This window comes from Pseudomonas sp. CBZ-4, from assembly GCF_000346755.1.
GTDB lineage: Bacteria > Pseudomonadota > Gammaproteobacteria > Pseudomonadales > Pseudomonadaceae > Aquipseudomonas.
Genome location: NZ_ANNV01000141.1, coordinates 1 through 18442, shown reverse-complemented (window position 1 = coordinate 18442; position 18442 = coordinate 1). Strand labels below are relative to the sequence as shown.

General features: G+C 64.7%; 14 protein-coding genes. 7 read left to right on the top strand and 7 right to left on the bottom strand.

Going from position 1 to position 18442, the window contains the following annotated elements:
• Nucleotides 1-76: 76 nt before the first annotated feature.
• The 7 genes from B348_RS0119010 to B348_RS0118980 all read left to right on the top strand — a co-directional run bounded on the left by B348_RS0119010 (nt 77) and on the right by B348_RS0118980 (nt 9389).
• Nucleotides 77-1855, top strand: a complete 1779-nt coding sequence (locus B348_RS0119010) for an ABC transporter ATP-binding protein (protein WP_026136901.1) — start codon at nt 77-79, stop codon at nt 1853-1855.
• Nucleotides 1849-3576: an ABC transporter ATP-binding protein gene (locus B348_RS0119005; protein ID WP_017737661.1), complete on the top strand. Its 1728-nt coding sequence runs from the start codon at nt 1849-1851 to the stop codon at nt 3574-3576. Before B348_RS0119010 ends, B348_RS0119005 begins: the two co-directional genes overlap by 7 nt.
• Entirely contained in the window at nt 3576-4508 is a 933-nt protein-coding gene (locus tag B348_RS0119000; protein WP_026136900.1) for an iron chelate uptake ABC transporter family permease subunit, read from the top strand. Before B348_RS0119005 ends, B348_RS0119000 begins: the two co-directional genes overlap by 1 nt.
• Nucleotides 4505-5437 carry an iron chelate uptake ABC transporter family permease subunit gene (locus B348_RS0118995; protein WP_017737659.1) on the top strand — a complete coding sequence of 311 codons (933 nt, stop codon included), beginning with the start codon at nt 4505-4507 and terminating at the stop codon, nt 5435-5437. Before B348_RS0119000 ends, B348_RS0118995 begins: the two co-directional genes overlap by 4 nt.
• Nucleotides 5434-6198, top strand: a complete 765-nt coding sequence (locus B348_RS0118990) for an ABC transporter ATP-binding protein (protein WP_017737658.1) — start codon at nt 5434-5436, stop codon at nt 6196-6198. The genes B348_RS0118995 and B348_RS0118990 overlap by 4 nt, the downstream gene beginning before the upstream one ends.
• An 8-nt stretch (nt 6199-6206) precedes the next feature.
• Nucleotides 6207-7139: a siderophore ABC transporter substrate-binding protein gene (locus tag B348_RS0118985; protein WP_017737657.1), complete on the top strand. Its 933-nt coding sequence runs from the start codon at nt 6207-6209 to the stop codon at nt 7137-7139.
• A gap of 66 nt (nt 7140-7205) precedes the next feature.
• Nucleotides 7206-9389, top strand: a complete 2184-nt coding sequence (locus B348_RS0118980; protein ID WP_157356528.1) for a TonB-dependent siderophore receptor — start codon at nt 7206-7208, stop codon at nt 9387-9389.
• A gap of 29 nt (nt 9390-9418) precedes the next feature.
• Here the strand turns inward: B348_RS0118980 and B348_RS0118975 are convergent, their stop codons facing one another.
• The 7 genes from B348_RS0118975 to glgX all read right to left on the bottom strand — a co-directional run bounded on the left by B348_RS0118975 (nt 9419) and on the right by glgX (nt 18331).
• Entirely contained in the window at nt 9419-11980 is a 2562-nt protein-coding gene (locus tag B348_RS0118975; RefSeq protein ID WP_017737655.1) for an autotransporter outer membrane beta-barrel domain-containing protein, read from the bottom strand.
• A 245-nt stretch (nt 11981-12225) separates the two neighbouring features.
• A complete protein-coding gene (locus tag B348_RS0118970; protein ID WP_017737654.1) occupies nt 12226-12987 on the bottom strand; it encodes a PIG-L deacetylase family protein in 762 nt (253 codons plus the stop codon).
• Nucleotides 12988-13164: 177 nt separating this feature from the next.
• Nucleotides 13165-13824 carry a glycosyltransferase family 2 protein gene (locus B348_RS0118965; RefSeq protein WP_017737653.1) on the bottom strand — a complete coding sequence of 220 codons (660 nt, stop codon included), beginning with the start codon at nt 13822-13824 and terminating at the stop codon, nt 13165-13167.
• Nucleotides 13821-14420: an SAM-dependent methyltransferase gene (locus B348_RS0118960; RefSeq protein WP_017737652.1), complete on the bottom strand. Its 600-nt coding sequence runs from the start codon at nt 14418-14420 to the stop codon at nt 13821-13823. The genes B348_RS0118965 and B348_RS0118960 overlap by 4 nt, the downstream gene beginning before the upstream one ends.
• Nucleotides 14417-15175: a PIG-L deacetylase family protein gene (locus B348_RS0118955; RefSeq protein WP_017737651.1), complete on the bottom strand. Its 759-nt coding sequence runs from the start codon at nt 15173-15175 to the stop codon at nt 14417-14419. The genes B348_RS0118960 and B348_RS0118955 overlap by 4 nt, the downstream gene beginning before the upstream one ends.
• On the bottom strand, nt 15172-16170 hold the full coding sequence (locus B348_RS0118950) for an acyl-CoA dehydrogenase family protein (RefSeq protein ID WP_017737650.1): 999 nt from the start codon (nt 16168-16170) through the stop codon (nt 15172-15174). The genes B348_RS0118955 and B348_RS0118950 overlap by 4 nt, the downstream gene beginning before the upstream one ends.
• Before the next feature lies 1 nt (nt 16171).
• Nucleotides 16172-18331, bottom strand: a complete 2160-nt coding sequence (gene glgX / locus B348_RS0118945) for a glycogen debranching protein GlgX (RefSeq protein ID WP_017737649.1) — start codon at nt 18329-18331, stop codon at nt 16172-16174.
• Nucleotides 18332-18442: the final 111 nt, after the last annotated feature.

Below are 18442 nucleotides of genomic sequence, written 5' to 3'. Positions count from 1 at the left end.
TGTCGGCTTTGCGCAAATTAGTTTATAGCCATGCAACTAAATATGATTCTGATTCTCAAACGGACTTTTTCTGTCAATGGACTCTCCTGAAGCGGCTTCGGCCACCCCTCAAGTCGCAGGCACGCTTGGCCGGATTCTGACGCCTATCCGTGGGCGTCTTTGCATAGCCGCAGGGCTTGCTGCTGTCGGCGCGATGCTGACGCTGGTGCCGCTGGCCGCCATCGCCCATATCGCCGCACGTGTACTCGCCGATGCCGGTCAGCTATCGAGCGAAGTGTGGTGGCTTGTTGGCCTTAGCGCTGTCAGCCTTTTCGCGGGGATGGCGTTGATTTTTACCGCGGAGTTGCTCGCCCACCTGGCCGACAATCGCCTGACCCATCATTTGCGCCGCGCGATCACCCAGCGCCTGAGCCGTGTGCCGCTGGGTTGGTTCAGCAGCCGGGCCTCGGGCGAAGTGAAACGGGCGATGCAGGACGATATCAATACGCTGCACAGCCTCACCGCGCACTTCTACACCACCGCTGGCCGCGCGGGCGGGGCGGTGTTGGTGTCGGCGGTCTACCTGTTTGTCATGGACTGGCGCCTGGCGCTGGTGGCACTGCTGCCGTTTGCCGGGTATTTCCTGTTTTTCTCGCGGGCCATGCGCGCCAGCGGCGCGAGTATGCAGGAATTTGTCGGCGGGATGGCGCGCATCGACAACGCGGTGGTGGAGTTCGTCAACGGCATCCCGGTGGTCAAGGCGTTCGGCGCCAGCGGCAAGGCGCACGGGGCTTATCGCAGCGCCATCGACACCTTTGCCACGACCTTTATCGACTTCACCCGCCCGCTGGTGGCATCGATGGCGAATGCCAATGCGATGATCGCGCCGGTCACCGTGCTTGGTGTGATGTTGGCGGCCGGTACGCTGTTTGTTGGCCTGGGCTGGATCGCGCCCGTGGACGTGCTGCCCTTCGTCTTGGTGGCGCCGGGCCTGAGCGCACCGTTGCTGTTGTTGCACTACATCACCCACGATTTGCACAACGCCACTGGCGCCGCGCAGCGCGTGCAGGGGTTGCTGGACACGCCGACGCTGACGCAATCGGCCATGCAACTGCCCAGCGGCAACACGATCTGCTTTGAGCAGGTCGGTTATGCCTATGAACGCGACCACGCGGTGCTCAGCGATATTAATTTCACCCTGCAACCGGGTACCACCACGGCCATCGTCGGCCTGTCCGGTGCCGGCAAGTCCACGCTGGCGCGCCTGCTGCTGCGGTTTTTCGACCCCAGCAGCGGGCGCATCACCCTCGGCGGCGCCGACCTGCGCCATATCGACACGCCGCTGTTGTACCAGCGCATCGGTTTTGTGCTGCAAGAGGTGCGCCTGATCAACGCCAGTGTGCGCGACAACATCGCCCTCGGCCGACCGTCCGCGACTCAACTGGACATTGAACACGCCGCGCGCACGGCGAACATCCACGACCGCATCCTGCTGCTACCACGTGGTTATGACTCGGTGATCGGCGAAGACGCCCAGCTCTCCGGCGGCGAACAACAGCGCCTCAGCATTGCCCGTGCGGTGCTGCTGGACCCGCCGGTGCTGGTGCTCGACGAGGCCACCGCCGCCGCCGATGCCGACAACGAAGTGGCGATCCAGCAAGCCCTGTCGCGCTTCGCCCAGGGCCGCACGCTGCTGGTCATTGCTCATCGGCTCGACACGGTGATGCACGCCGACCAGATCCTCGTGATCCACGACGGCACCCTGCACGAGCAGGGCCGCCACGCCGACCTGCTGGCCCACGGCGGGCTCTACGCGCGGTTATGGCAACTGGGCGATTACGCCCGCAGCGAATCCCAGGCGGTGCAACCATGCTGAAGACTTTTGTGCGCCTGCTCGGTGAAGACGCGCCCACGCTGCGCCGCTACGCCGCGATGGCGGTGTTCTACGGCCTGCTCAGCGGGCTGACCCTGATCACGCTGGTTCCGGTCATCAGTCATCTGTTGGCCGGTGATGCACTGGGGGCCGGGCGTTGGCTGATTGCGCTGCTGGTCGGCGTAACGGCCTGTGCGCTGTGGCGCCGCGCACTCGACAAGGCCGGTGTAGCCGTCGGCGTGGCGGTGCTGCAAGGCGCGCGGCAACGCCTCGGCGATCACGTGGCGCGCCTGCCGGTGGGTTGGTTCAGCGCGCAAAACAGTGCGCGGCTCGGTCATTTGATCACCCAAGGCATGATGGCGGTGGCGCAGTTGCCGGCGCATGTGTTCACCCCGGTGATCAGCGGCGCGGTGACGCCTTTGGTGCTGATTGCCACGCTGTTTGTGTTGCATTGGCCCTTGGGTGTGTTGGCGTTGCTGGCGCTGCCGTTGTTGGTGGGCGTGATGCTGTTCACCGCGCGTTTGGGCCGCAGTGCCGATAGCACTTATCAGCAGCACTTCGCCCAGACCAGCCAGCGCATGGTCGAGTTCGCCCAGGCCCAGTCGGTGTTGCGCGCATTCAATGGCAGCGGTGGCGCCACACGTTTGCTGGACCAGGCCATCGACAGGCAACGCCAGTCCGGCCAGCGTTTGATTTATCGCTCGTCGTTGTCGGCGGTACTCAATGCCTGGGCCGTGCAAGGGATCTTCTGCGCCTTGCTGGTGGCCGTCGCGCTGTGGTGCGACGCGCTGGACGCCCACGAAGCCGTCGCCGCCTGCGTGGCGCTGGTGCTGGTGTGTCGTTACATCGACCCGCTGCTGGAAGTCGCCAGTTATGGCGAGATCCTGCGCAGCGCCAACGCCCAGCTCGATGCGGTGCACAGCATCCTAGCCGAGCAGCCATTGCCGGTCGCCGCGCAACCGAAAATGCCAACGGACCGCTCGGTGGAATTGCGCAACGTCAGCTTTCGTTATGCCCCCGGTGAGCCCCCGGTGCTGCGCGGGGTGAGCCTGCGCATCGAACCGGGCAGCATGACCGCGCTGATCGGTGCGTCGGGCTCGGGCAAGACCACGCTGGTGCGCCTGCTGGCGCGCATCTTCGACGCGAGCCGGGGCCAGGTGTTGGTCGGTGGCGTGGAGGTGCGCGAGATGTCCGAAGCGGCGCTGGCCGCGCAGATCAGCCAGATTTTCCAGGACACCTACCTGTTCCAGGGCAGCATTGCCGACAACATCCGCCTCGGTAAACCGGACGCCAGCCTGGCCGAGATCGCGGCGGTCGCAGAGCAAGCCGGCGTCGCCGAGATCATCGCGCGCTTGCCCCTGGGCCTGCACACGCCAGTGGGCGAGGGCGGGGCGCGGTTGTCCGGGGGCGAGCGCCAACGTATCGCCATTGCCCGTGCGTTGCTCAAGGACGCGCCGATCCTGCTGGTGGACGAAGCCACCGCCGCCCTCGATACCTACAACCAGGCCGCCATCGGCGAGGCGCTGGCCAGGTTGCGCGGGCGCTGCACCTTGATTGTGATCGCGCACCAGCTATCGACGGTAGCCATGGCCGACCAGATTGTGGTGCTGGATGACGGCGAGATCGTCGAGCAGGGTACGCCTGCGACCTTGGCGGCCAGCGGTGGCCGTTACGCGCAGTTCCTCGCCCAGCGCCGGGCGGCCCGTGGTTGGCGGATTGCATGATGCGTCTAGTGGGCTGTGGCGTGTTGCTGGTGCTGTGCGGCGTGTCGCTGCTGGTCGGTGCCCGCGAAATCGACCTGTTGGCACTCGACAGCGATGGCTGGCTGACGCTGACGGCCAGCCGCCTGCCGCGCTTGGCCGCGCTGGTGTTGACCGGCGTCGGCTTGGCGGTGTGCGGGGTGATCTTGCAGCACATCCTGCGCAACAAGTTCGTCGAGCCGGGCACTACCGGCGGGCTGGACGCGGCCAAGCTCGGCATTCTCGTGTCGCTGGGCGTGGCGCCGGCCGCCAGCGCCGGCGTGCGCATGCTGTTTGCGCTGCTGTGTTGCTTCGCCGCGAGCCTGGTGTTCCTGGCGATCATCCGGCGCCTGCGTTTTCAGCACACGTTGCTGGTGCCGGTGATTGGCCTGATGTACGGCGGTGTACTCAGCGCCATCGCCGAGTTTTATGCCTATCGCCACAACATCCTGCAAAGCATGCAGGGCTGGTTGCTGGGGGATTTTTCCAAGGTGGTGCAGGGCAACTACGAGATCATTTACTTGATCCTGCCCATCGTCGCGCTGGCTTACCTGTATGCGCAGCGCTTCACCGTGATGGGCATGGGCGAGGGCATGGCCAGCAGCCTGGGCCTGAACTACGCGGCCACGGCGGCGCTGGGCCTGTTGCTGGTGGCCGTGACCGTGGCGGCGACGGTGATCACCATCGGTTCGATCCCCTTTGTCGGGCTGGTGATTCCCAATCTGGTGGCCTTGTACTACGGCGAAAACCTCAGCCGCACGTTGCCCATCGTCGCCCTCGGCGGTGCCGCATTGCTGCTGGCCTGCGACATTCTCGGGCGCCTGCTGATCTTCCCGTTCGAAGTACCGATTGGCCTCACTGCCGGCATTGTCGGCGGCGGCTTGTTCCTCGGGTTGATCGTCTGGAGGCAGCGATGAAGCGGCTGTGGGCCTTGGTGCTCGCCCTGGCGTTGGGCTTTGTGCTGTTCCGTTCGGGGCTGGATTTCGATTACGTGATCCCCAAGCGCCTCGCGCGGTTGGCGGCGATGTGTATTGGCGGCGTGTGCGTGGCGTGGTCGTCGATCATCTTCCAGACCCTCACCGGCAACCGCATCCTCACGCCGGCGATCATGGGCTACGAAGCGGTGTACCTGTTGTTCCAGGCGTTGCTGGTGCTGGTACTGGGCACCGCCAGCCTGGTGGTGCTGGGCAGCCAGGGCAACTTTGTGCTGTCGGTGCTGCTGATGCTCGGCTATTCCTGGGCGTTGCAACGCTGGTTGCTGCGTGAGGGCAACGGCAACGTGTATTTCCTGTTGCTGCTGGGCCTGGTGTTGAGCCTGGTGATCGGCACGGTCACGCAGTTCGTGCAGTTGAAGATCAGCCCCGGCGAGTTCTCGATCCTGCAAGGCTTCAGCCAGGCATCGTTCAACCGCGTGCAGCCGCAGCAACTGCTGTTCTCGGGGTTGCTAGTGGCGGCGCTGTGCCTGGGCTTTGCCCGCACCTTGCCGACCCTCGACGTGCTCGCCCTCGGTCGCGACCAAGCCGTGTCGCTGGGGGTGGATTACCCGCGCGTGGTGCGCCTGCAACTCGCGCTCGTGGCGGCGTTGGTGGCGATTTCCACCGGGCTGCTCGGGCCTACCGCGTTCATGGGCGTATTTGTCGCCAACACGACTTATGCGTTGGCGCGCACCTTCCGCCACCGCGTGACCTTGCCCATGGGCAGCGCGATTGCCATCGCGATGTTTATCGCGGCGCAACTGCTGGTCGAGCATGTCTTCAACTACAAGACCACCGTCAGCATTCTTGTGAACCTGCTGTGCGGCACGTACTTCCTGGCGCTGATGCTGCGCACCCGAGGCATCCGATGATCACTGTGCACAACCTCCACAAAACCTACGGCAGCAAGACCGTGCTGGCCGGCGTCAACGCGCGCTTTACCGCCGGGCGCCTGACCTCGCTGATCGGCCCCAATGGCGCCGGCAAGACCACGTTGCTGATGATGATCGCGCGGCTGATGGCGCCAAGCGGCGGCGACATTCGCCTGGATGGCCGCGAGGTCAGCGACATCCCGCTGCGCGACTACGCCAAGCGCGTGGCCACCTTGCGCCAGGCGCCGGATTTCAACCTGCGCCTGACCGTCGAGGAACTGGTGGCCTTCGGGCGCTTCCCCTACAGCCGTGGCGCGCTGACCGCCGAAGACCACCGCGTGATCGATGACTCCCTGAGCTTTCTCGCGCTGCAACCGCTGCGCCGCGCCTACCTCGACGAACTCAGCGGCGGCCAGCGACAAATGGCGTTCCTCGCCATGACCATCGCCCAGCAGACCGACTGCCTGCTGCTCGACGAGCCGTTGAACAACCTCGATATCAAGCATGCCGTGCACATCATGCGCGCGCTGCGCCGCCTGTGTGACGAGCAGGGCCGCACGGTGATCCTGGTGGTGCACGACATCAATTTCGCCGCCCATTACTCCGACCACATCCTCGCCATGAAAGCCGGCGCCGTGCATTGCGCCGGCAGTGTGGCCGAGGTGGTCAACGAAACCCGCCTGGGCGAACTGTACGACCTCGACTTCGAGATCACCCACGGCGCCCGTGGCCGCCTGTGCAACTACTTCAACCCCGCATGAGAACTCCCATGAAGCGCAAACACACCGCTTGGGCATCAGCCCTGTTACTGGTCGCCCTCGGCGCCGGCCCGGCTTCGGCCGCCGCACCGATCAGCGTGACGCACGCGTTGGGCACCACACGGGTTCAGCCGCCCGTACAACGCGTAGTCGCCCTGGACATGAACGAAGTGGACTTCCTCGACCAACTGGGCGTACCGGTGGCCGGCATGCCCAAGGACTTCGTGCCGCCGTTCCTGCAACGCTACAAGGACGACGCGGCGGTGGTGGACACCGGCGCTATCGTCCAGCCGAACCTGGAGCGGGTGCACGCGGCCAAGCCGGACCTGATCCTGATCACCTCGTTGCAGGCCCCGCACTACGGCGAACTCAGCGAGATCGCGCCCACCGTGCATTTCGACGTGGATTACCGCGACAGCCAGAAGCGCCATATCGAGGTGATCAAGCAGCACCTGCTGACCCTCGGGCAACTTTTCGACAAGTCCACCCTGGCGCAACAACAGGTCGCCGCCCTCGACGCCAAGGTCGTAGAAGCGAAACGCATCACCGCCGAGCGCCCCGAGCGCGCCTTGGTGGTGCTGCATAACAACGGCGCGTTCAGCTCGTTTGGCGTGCAGTCGCGCTACGGCTTTGTGTTCACCGAGCTGGGGGTGAAACCGGCGAGCCCGACCGCCGAGGCCGGCTTGCATGGCCAGCCGATTTCCAGTGAATTCATCCAGCAGGCCAACCCGGACATTCTCTACGTGGTCGACCGCACGGCCGTGATGGAGCACCGCCCGTTGCTCAACGCGCACACCCTGGGCAACCCGTTGTTGCGCCAGACCAAGGCCTGGAAAACCGGGCGCGTGGTGTTTGTCGATGCCGATGCCTGGTACGTCATGGCGGCCAGCCCGAGCTCGATCAAGCAAGTGATCGCCGATGTGATCCAGGGCTATCAACCCTGATTCCAGGCGTTAACCCCGCTTCAAACTGCCAACACTAAAAAAACATCCCACCTTACGGAGCCTTCCATGACTCACCGTACACGTACCCCTGTGCCCGCTCGTCCGGGTTTTGCCGCCATGGCCTTGCTCGGGCTGGCGATCAGCAGCGCCCCCGCATTCGCCGAAGAACTGGCGCAAGCCGAAGAAAACCGCGTGTCCACCTTGCCCGCCATTCGCGTCGAGGGTGAAGCGCCGGCCACAGAGCTGCCGCTGACCTACGCCGGTGACCAGGTGGCATACGGCAGCCGCCTCGGCCTGCTGGGCAACAAGGACTTTATGGAAACGCCGTTCAGCACCATCAGCTACACGGAAAAATACATCGCCGATCGCCAGGCCCAGACCGTCACCGATGTGATCGCCGCCACCGACCCTGCGGTATTCAGCAATGGCCTGAAGGGCACCTACAGCGAGAACTATTCGATCCGTGGTTTTGCCACCAGCATCAGCGACGTGACCATCGACGGACTGTTTGGCGTGGCGCCGTACTACCGCATCTCGCCGGAAATGTACGAGCGCATCGAAGTGTTGAAGGGCCCGTCGGCGCTGCTCAACGGCATGCCGCCGGGCGGTTCGGTGGGTGGCATGGTCAACCTGGTGCCCAAGCGTGCCGGTGCGCAGCCGCTGACGCGCTTCACCACCACCTACCTGTCCGACGCGCAGTTCGGCGGCCACCTCGACGTCGGCCGGCGCTTTGGCGACGAGCAGCAATTTGGCGTGCGCTTCAACGGCATGTACCGCGATGGCGACACCGCGACCGAGCAGCAACAGCAGAAAGCCCAGTTGAATTCGTTGGGCCTGGATTGGCGCGGCGAGCGTGCGCGGCTGTCCGCCGACCTCTACAACAGCGAAGACCGTGTGCGCGGGCAAAACCGTGGGATCAGCCTGGCGGCGAATGTGGCCGTGCCCAAGCCGCCGAAGTCCGACACCTTGCTCAACCCGGACTGGGCGTTTGTCGATACCAAGGACCAGGGCGCGATTGTGCGCGGCGAGTTTGACCTGACCGAGCACCTGCTGGCCTACGCGGCGTTCGGTGCCAGCGAAACCCACTACCGCTACAGCGGCGCGATGTCGGCCCAGGTGATCAACAACGCCGGGGATTTGAAGACCAGCATGGGCCAGTTGAAGATGGACATCGAGAAAACCTCGGGCGAGGCGGGGCTCAAGGGTAAGTGGCAGACCGGGCCGGTCGGGCACCAGTGGGTGGTCAACGCCACGCGGTATGCCGACAAGCAAAAGGACTACGGCCGGCGTTGGGTGCCCGGTGCGGATTGGCTGACCAATATCTATCACCCGACCTGGGGCCCCGAGGCGCCGCGCAGCTTTGCGCCGGTGGCACACACCGAATCCACGCTGACCAGCTACGGCGTGGCGGATACCTTGTCGGTCCTGGACGACAAGGTGCAGTTGACGCTTGGCGTGCGCCGCCAGAACGTGGTCACGGACACCTTCAATACCACCACCGGCGCCCGTAACAAGCCCGGCTATGACGAAAGCGCGACAACGCCCGCCGCAGCCGTGGTGGTCAAGCTCACGGAGCAGGTTTCGGTGTACGCCAACTACATCGAGGGCCTGAGCAAAGGCGCGATGGCGCCGATGACAGCGGCCAACTACGGCGATGTGTTTGCCCCGTATAAATCCAAGCAGAAGGAGATCGGCCTCAAGCTCGACCTGGGCACGTTCACCCACACCCTCAGCCTGTATCAGATCGAACGCCCGGGCAGCTCGACCGATCCGGTGACCAATGTGTTTTCCTTTGGTGGTGAGCAGCGCAACCGTGGGATCGAGTGGGGCTTCTTCGGCTCGCCCATCGACGATGTGCGCCTGATGGGCGGCGTGGCCCATGTGGATCCGAAGATCACCAAGTCGCCGGGGGGCGATGATGAAGGCAAGACGGCCACCGGTTTGCCCAAGCTGCAAGGCAAGCTCGGGGTGGAATGGGACACGCCGGTGGTGTCCGGCCTGACCTTGACGGCCAACGCGACGGCAGTTTCCCAGCAATACATCAGCGATGACAACGCGCAGTCGATCCCCGGCTACACGATTTTCGACCTGGGCTCGCGGTATGCGATGCAGGTCGCCGGGCGGCCGGTGACCTTGCGTGGCACGGTGACCAACGTCACCGACAAGGCGTACTGGGGCATGCCGTTGACGTCAAGCCTTGGGTTGGGCGCGCCGCGTACGTTCGAGTTGTCGGCAACGGTGGATTTCTAAGGGTAAAACAGCAACCTGTGGCGAGGGCGTCAAAATGACATTCTTAGGCCCAGCGTGCCTTGGCGGCCATTGAAGGCATTGCTGTCCAGGTTCCGATTGAAACCCACTTCGCTGTAAAGGCTGACGCCCGGCGCCACCGTGAGGTTGGCGCCGAGGCTGACGCCCAGGGTGGTGGATTTCTGTTCGGTATCGATGTCGGTGACGTCGGCAAAGGTCACGGTGTTTTTTCCGCCTGCGGTGTGCCAGACGTTGGCGCGCGCATAGGGTTGCAACGGCATGCCGCTGACGTGGTAATCACCGCGCAGGCGTACGCCCAGGCGGGTGGTGACGGTGGTGTCGGCTTTGTACGCAACGTCGGAGATACCGTCGTTCTGGCTGTCCAGTCGGGTCTTGCCAACGATCAACTGGGCCTGGGGCTCTACAACCCAGTGGGGCGTTACCTGGAACGGCCGGCCGACTTCCGCCGAGGCCGAGACGTTGTGCCCACGGGTCTTCATCTTCACGCCACGGTCAGACGCGTTGTGGCCGTCCAGTCGCGTGCCCACCAACACCACATCCAGATAAGCCTGGTGGGTGCCAATCAGCGTCAGATAAGCGCCCAGGCTGTCACCGCGCAGGGTGGTGCTGCCTGCGTCGTTGTCCTGCCAGCCGCCATTGAAACCTTTGATATCGCCCCGCAAGCGGCTGTGGCCGACGAAAAACCCGGCATGCAGCACCTGGCCGTCGTCCGTGCTGTGGGTAAAGAGGTCGCTGCCCACTTGAAAGCCGCTGATCGAGCTGTTGAGCGTGGGGCTGACCGTGCCGGCGAAGCGTTGCCGGCTGCTGCTGCCGTAGACGCGGCCCCAACCTGCGCGAAGAGGGTCGCTCTGTGGTTGGCTCTGCTCGCCCATGCGTTCGTGGTAGGTGCCCAGCATGCCCTGGACGATTTGCTGGGCGGCTGGAAACAGCGCAGCGTAGATCGGCACTTCGGGGCGGTAGATCGGAATCGGCGTGATCCCCGGGTTGGGCGGCAGGGGCGGCTCGTCGGGCCCGGGACTGGGAAGCGGCACGACAATTACCGGGTCAGGCGGGGTGACCGGCACGGTGGAACGCAGGTAGTAGTTCTCTGCGGTGCCGGGCGTGACGCCCCCCTTGAACAAGCGATACTGAAACGCCCCGGCAGACACCGGACCGGCCAAGGTAAACGCGCTGGCGCCGCCGCTGGCACCGTTGCTGGCCAGCACCACTTGAATGCCGTCCTGCAAGGTGGCGGCACCCGCGCCGCCAACGTTGGTGACGCTGATGGCGGTGCTGCCCTGGATCGTGCCTTGGCTGACCACCAGTTTGTCGCTGGCGGAACCGTCGCCGCCCAACACGCTTTGCAGCGCGATCCCGCCACCCATGCCGATGTAATTGCCGTTGACCGTCAGGGTGTCAGTGGTGGAGGCGTTGGTGCTGTTCATCTCGATCATGCCGCGGTTGTTCAGGGTCACCAACTGCCCGGCAGTGAAGGCGCTGATGGCACCGGTGTTGACCAACAGTTTGCTGCTGCCATTGATCGTCATCGTGCCGGTACCGGTACCGGTGTCGCCCAGCACAAATGTACCGCCGAGGTTGAAGCTGGCGTTGTTGTCCAGCGTCACCTGCTCCCAGCTGGAGTAGCGCCCGGGCGTCGCAGCCTGGGTGTTGTCGAAGGTAAGCGTGTCGGTGCCGGTGCCACCGTCGATCACTGATGTGGCAGACAGCAGGGTTTCATTGAGGTTCTGCAACAGCGCCGTGTCGTTGTCGGGGCCCAGCAGGATGAACCCGTTGACTCGGCCACCGCCGATCCAGCTGAAGTGGTCCTCGCCGGTGCTGGCGAGGACTTGCCCGTTGAGGGTGCCGCCCGTGACGGTGATGGTGTCCGAGCCGCCGCTGGTGCTGACGTTGCCGCCGATATAGGCGGTGCCCGAGATCAAGATGGTGTCGCTGTCAAAGCCGGTCACCAGGTTGTTGATGATGGTCCCGCCACTCATGTCGAAGAGGTTTTTGTCGAGTTTCATATCCACCCGGCCAATCGTGCCGCCGGTCATCTTGGCATCATCGCCGTCTTCGAACGCACCGGTGATCGTGCCGCCACTCATGAAGAATTTGTCGTGCCCATCGCCCTGGGCCAGCGAGGCGATGGTGCCGCCACTCAGGGAGAAATTGTCAACGCCGGCCCCCTGGCTGATCGCTCCCGCCTGGCCACCGCTGATTTGTGCGATATCGGCGCCCGAACCCTGGCTGACCGCGCCGCTGATCGTGCCCTTGTTCAGGCGAAAGATGTTCGCGCCATCGCCCATGCTCACCGCACCGTTGATCCGCGTGTCCGGTGCGTCCAACTGGACCAGATCGTTGCCCGGGCCCAGTGTCACATTGCCGTTGATCGTGCTGTTGCCGCTGGGGAACAGCACCTGGTTGTCACCCGTCAGGGCGCTGATACCGGGGTCGGTGCCGCTGACACAGGTAAACACCTGACCGCTCGCAGGGCTGCCGCTGACGGTGCAGGCGGCCTGTGCCAGCAGCGGCCAGGTGAACAGCGCAGAGGCGGCGAGACTCAGGTAGAGCAGGGGAGGTGTGCATACGCGCATGATCCGTCCTCGAGCAGAGGGGCGTTATTCCGGCACCCGCGTCGGCAGGTGGGATTCTGACCATGACAACGTTGTGCGCGATACGAACCAGGGACGACGGGTTACCTGCTCAAAAACACCGGCCAATGCAAAGGGTTGGCATGGGTTTCTCGACTGCACCTCAACCTGTGCAGCGCTTTTTTACCTTAGTCGGGGATGGCCTGGGTCGCTACTGTAAGAAATAACAGGTCCAGACGAGTGGGGACCTAGGCAAAAATGATTTCAAACGGCTCGCGCATACGCTCCAGCAGCACCTGGGCAAGCATGGGCGCCAGACCGATCTCGGGGTCGCCGGCCAGTTGGCTGGCGTAGGCATGGGTGGCGTGCAGTTTGCGCGCCACGTTCCAGCTATCCAGGCGCACCTTGCGGGCTCGTTGCCAGGGGATGACCGAGGCTTCGCGCGCGGGCCAGTGCCAGGCCCAGATCGGCAGTTCGATATGCCGTGCCCCCGTCAAGCTGCACGCCTTTGCGCTGGCGCGGCCCACGGCATCATGGTCGTCGTTGCCGTCGTTGCGCCAGGTGCTGAAGACCACATCGCCCGGTTGCAGGTAGCGCGCGATAAATTGGCTCAAGGGTTGCTCGCGCGCGGCCAGGGCGTTGTCGCAAAAACCGCCGCGAATCCACTTCAAACTGTGCAATGGCATGCCCAGGCGGCGTAGCGCCTCGACGCTTTCCTGGGGGCGCACCACGCTCAAGCGACTCGCCGGCCAGACGTTGGAACCCGGGTGGCTGGCGCTACCGTCGGTGAGCGAAATCAGTTGCAGCGGGTGATCGAGGGTGCTGAGCAGTTGCAGCAAGCCACCGCAGGCCAGCACTTCATCGCCAGGGTGCGGGGCAATCACCACCACGCGGGCGCCCGGCGGTACCAGCGTGCTCGGATTGATCACGGGGATTTGCGCCAGCTGTGGCGCACTGTTCCAGATTTGCGCCGGGCCACGGCGGCCTTCGCTTAACGAGGCAAGCTTCATGGGTGTCACGTCCTTGTCGGTGAATGCGGGTCGTACCCCGTTGACGGGACGACGCTCTTTTATTCACCACAGGCTCCGCTGTGGTGATTGCGCGGCACTCCAACCCTGGATTGCCAGCAAGGCGTCCTCAGCATAGTCAAGGACTGGTCGCTTTTACATCTTGCAATGTCGTTTTTTTCACGGGGCGTGCATCAGGCTCTTCAAGTAATCGCCGAAGCCGCCCTCGGCGCGGCAATCGAGGCGGGCACTGGTGATCACCTGCGGGGTGTGGCTCCAGGCAATGGAGGCCCCGCAGCGCTCCAGATTGCGTACCAACTGCACATCTTCATGGCACGCCAGGGGCTCGAAGCCGCCGGCTCGCACGTAAGCGCCGGCACTCATGCCCAGGTTGGCGCCGTGCACGTGCCGGTGCCCGTCCCGGGCTTGATAGGCCTGGTGATAGCGGATCTGCGCGGCCGGATCGAAGCCTTCACTCCAGGCGTCTACGGTGACCGTTCCACACACGGCCTCGACCCCCAGCGCCAATTGCGCCACCAACCAGTCTGGCGCCACGCGGCTGTCGGCATCCGTGCAGGCAATCCACCGCGCGCCCTGGTTCAACAAGTGCCGGGCGCCTATGCCGCGCACCCGTCCCACGTTGCGCGCCTGCACCGACAGGCTGTGCACCGGGTAGGCCTGGGCGATCTGCGCACTGCTGTCACTGCAACTGTCGAGCAGCACCAGGACCTGGACCCGTTCGCCCAACAGCCCAGGGTGGTTGGCGGCGATCACAGCGGCCTTCAAGCATTCCGCCAGCAAGGCTTCTTCGTTATGCACGGGAATCAGCACGCCGATCATTGCAGGCCCTCGAGTGTCGCCACCGAGCGGCCGTCGCGGCTCCAGAGATCGAGCAGGAAATCGGGTTCGTGATGGCTCACCACCTGTGCCATTCCCAAACGTTGCGCCAGCACGGCATGCACCTGGTCCGCCGTTTGCGGGCAACCCTCGATGGGCGGGCGCCAGTGGCAGGCGAGCAGTTGCCCGTCGTCGCTCAGCGAGCCAAGGGCGTGTTCGATTACCCGGTGCAGGTCCGCCACATCAAGGTAGTAACACCACTCGCTCAACACGATCAGGTCGAACCGTTCGCTCGGCCATTGCTCGGGCAGGCGCGCTTGCTCCACCCGCGCGTGGGCGAACCCGAGCAAGCGGCTGCGCGCCAGTGCGACGGCGGCACTTGCCGTGTCGCAGCACAGCAGGCGATCACAGCGGGGTGCCAGCTCGGCGCTCAGCTCGCCGTTGGCGCAGCCGGGTTCGAACACCGAGGCGTACCGTGGGCGCGTGAGCACTGCCAGGGTCAGTGCGCGTTTGCGGCGCTCATACCAGCGTTGGCGAAAGGCCCAGGGGTCATCGTTGCCGGCAAACAACTGGTCAAAATACGGCGTGGCCACACTCATACAAACACCACTTCGAACGGTTGCAGCAGACGTTCCACCACATGCGGCGGCAAGACCGCCGGCAAGCCGATCTGCGGGTCACCCTCCAGCTGGCTGGCAAACGCATGGATCGCATGGCGTTTGCGCGCCACGGCAGCGCGGGTCAACGGGATTTTGCGCGCGCGGTGCCAGGGCAACTGGCTGTCTTCGGGGGACGCCCAATGCCAGGCCCACACCGGCAGCTCATACAACCGCGCGCCAACGGCCTGCGCCGCCACGGCGCTGGCGCGGCCCACGGCTTCATGGTCGCAATGGCCGTCCTCGCGCCACGTGGCGAACACCACGTCCGTGGGCGTGAGATGGCGGCCGATAAACGCGGCGAGTTCCCCCTCGCGGGCGGCCACCTGGCTGTCGGCAAACCCGGCGCGCAACCATGTCAGGCCTTGCAGTGGCAGGCCTAGGCGCTGCAGGGCCTGGGCCGATTCTTGCGGGCGCACCACATTCAGCCGCGCCACCGGCCAACGGCGTGAACCTGGGTGGCTGGCGCTGCCATCCGTGACGGAGATCAACTGCACGGGCCGCCCCAACGCCGCCAACCCTTGCAACAGCCCGCCACAACTGAGTACTTCATCATCCGGGTGCGGCGCGATAATCACCGCGCGACACCCCTCGGGCACCAATTGCGCGACGCTGATGTGGGCCACTTGCGCCAATTGTGTGGATGCCTGCCAACAGTGCAGCGGCGTGTCCTGGCCGACGATCGGATTGGGTTTCATAACTGCCACCTTCCTGTGGGTGCACCGACGACATTTTCACCCAGCGCAGCCAGGTCGCGTTCGGCATGACTCTGGCGGACATACACCGGCAGGTCCGCCATCAACTGCGCAAAGTGCGCATCCTTGCAGTACGGGCCCGCCCCGACGGCGCGACCGACGTGGCGGATCACCTGCTCCACGCTGTCCTCGACACAGGCGCGGGCCTGTTGCGCCCATGGCTGGGCATTGGCCAACGGTTGCTGATCCACTTGCCGGGCACACGCGCGCAAAACGCAGGCCGCGCTGTTCAATGCACTGTCCACCGCGCCCAGGTGGGCGAGGGCATGGGGGGCCGGGCGTTGCGTGCAGAGCGCACGCAGCGTTTCAGCCAGGCGCTGCGCGGCGCCGTACCAGCAGGCGGCGATGCCGATCCCTCCCTGCCAGAAACCGGGGCGCGCGAGGTAATCCCCCGGCCCGCCGACTGCCACGCCTGTGGCGCCACTGAACACAACTTCCACACTGCCTGTGGCCGCCATGCCCACGGCGTGCCAGCCGGCGTCCGTCACTGTGACCCCCGGTTGATCCATGGGGACGGCGACCAACTGCTGCTCATCCGCCTCATTCCAGGCGGTCAACAACCCATGGCTGACCACGGCCGCGCCGGAGCACCAGGCCTTGCGCCCGTCGACGACCCAGTGCTGGCCATCCCGGCGTACGCGGACCTTGGCCGTCGGTGGCTCGGCGGCCCACATGTCCCAGGTGCTGCCCGACGGCGGCAGCGGGCCGTGCAGTTCGGCAATGATCGCCAAGGCGTCGGTGTGCCCCTCAAACAGCTTGCACAGGCCCAGATCATGGCCTGCGACCTGCGCCAAGCGGCGGAAGCGCTCCAGGGTTTCGCCGCTGCCCGGCAGCGGCAGGCAGTCCAGCTCTGCGCGTTGAAGCGCCTTCAGTGCCTCGCCCAGTGCCTGCGTGTTGCCATAATTCCGGCTGTCCTGAAGGAACCCGTGGAGCGTCATCTCACACCTCTTCCGAATGTTGCAGTTCAAACAGCAGCAGTGAGCGGCCGGTCACGGCGTACTCGTGATCGAACTCGAAGCGTTCCTGGCCACGTACCGAGGGTTGATTGGTATCGACCATGCAGGTCCAGAACTCGCCTTCCGGCACTGGCGGCAGGCGGAAATTGACCATGTCGTGGTGGGCGTTCACCACCAGCAACAGGGTGGCGTCGGCACCGGGGCGACGGATCCCGGTCTCTTGCGCCCGGCCATCCATCAGCATGCCGAGGCAACGGCCTTGGCTGTCATGCCATTGCTCGGTGGTCATTTCGTTGCCGTCCGGGGCGAGCCAGGTGACATCCTTGATGCCGATGTCTTCGTTGTAGTCGCCCACCAGGAAGCGCCCACGCCGCAGGATCGGGTAGGCCAGGCGCAGCTTGATCAGGCGCTTGACGAACTTGAGCAGCGCCTTGCCGTCCTCATCCAGGTCCCAGTTGACCCAGCCGATTTCGCTGTCCTGGCAATAGGCGTTGTTGTTGCCGTGCTGGGTGCGCGCGAACTCGTCACCCGCCACCAGCATCGGCGTGCCCTGGGCCAGCAGCAGGGTGGCGAAGAAGTTGCGCATCTGGCGCAAGCGCAGCGCGTTGATTTCCGGGTCGTCGGTGGGGCCTTCGACGCCGTGGTTCCAGGACAGGTTGTTGTTGCTGCCGTCCTGGTTGTTCTCGTCGTTGGCCTCGTTGTGCTTGTCGTTGTACGACACCAGGTCGTGCAGGGTGAAGCCGTCGTGGGCAGTGATGAAATTCACCGAGCTGTAGGGGCGACGCCCGCGATGGTTGAACATCTCGCCGGAGGCAGTCATGCGCGCGGCAAAATCGGCCAGCTGGCCGTCATCGCCTTTCCAGAAGGCGCGCACGGTGTCGCGGAAGCGGTCGTTCCACTCCACCCAGCCCGGCGGGAAGTTGCCTACTTGATAACCGCCGGGGCCGCAGTCCCAGGGTTCGGCGATGAGTTTGAGCTGGCGCAGTACCGGGTCCTGGCGGCAGGCGACGAGGAAGCTGTGGCGCTCGTCGAAACCATCACGGTAACGGCCGAGGATGGTCGCCAGGTCGAAGCGGAACCCATCCACGTGCATCTCGTTGGCCCAGTAGCGCAGGGAGTCCGTGACCATTTGCAGCACGCACGGGTGGCTCAGGTCCAGGGTGTTGCCGGTGCCGGAATCGTTGATGTAGAAGCGCTTGTCATCCGGCATCAGGCGGTAGTACGAGGCGTTGTCGATCCCGCGCATGGACAGGGTCGGGCCGCGCTCGTTGCCCTCGGCGGTGTGGTTGTAGACCACGTCGAGGATCACTTCGAGTTTCTGCTCGTGCAGGTGCGCGACCATCTCCTTGAACTCGGCGATCTTGCCGCTGGCCAGGTAACGCGGGTCAGGGGCAAAAAACGCGATGCTGTTGTAGCCCCAGTAGTTGGTCATGCCTTTTTGCAGCAGGTGCTGGTCATTGACGAAGGCGTGCACGGGGAGCAATTCCACCGACGACACACCGAGCTGGCGGATGTGCTTGAGCACATCGTCCTCCATCAGCCCGGCGCAGGTGCCGCGCACCGCTTCGCCCACCGAAGGGTGGCGCATGCTGATGCCGCGCAGGTGGGTTTCATAGATGATCGTGCGGTCCCATGGCACACGCACCGGCTGGTCGTTGCCCCAGGTGTGCGCCGGGTCGATGACCTTGCACTTGGGCACGAAGGGCGCACTGTCGCGTTCGTCGAAACTGAGGTCGTCGTCCGGGTGGCCGATGGTGTAGCCGAACAGCGCCTCGGACCATTTCAGTTCGCCCACCAGTTGCTTGGCGTAGGGGTCGATCAGCAACTTGTTGTGGTTAAAGCGGTGGCCGTTGGCCGGGTCATACGCACCGTACACGCGGTAGCCGTAGATCAGCCCGGGGTGGGCGTCGGGCAGGTAGCCGTGGAAGGTTTCGTCGGTGTATTCGGGCAGTTCGATGCGCTCCAGCTCGACTTCGCCGGTGTCGTCGAACAGGCACAGTTCAACCTTGGTGGCGTTGGCCGAAAACAGCGCGAAGTTGACGCCCAGGCCATCCCAGGTCGCGCCGAGGGGGAAGGGCAAACCTTCACGAATGCGCGACGGCTCGTCTTTGGGCGTCGGCGGGGTTTTCTCGGGTTTGCTCATGGGGGTGCTCCTGCAAAGGTTTTTTCGGGGCGAACGAAGCCGTGCCGACAATGGGTCAGGTAAACATCAGATTCAGAGTGAAATGCGTGCCTCCTGTGGGAGCGGGCTTGC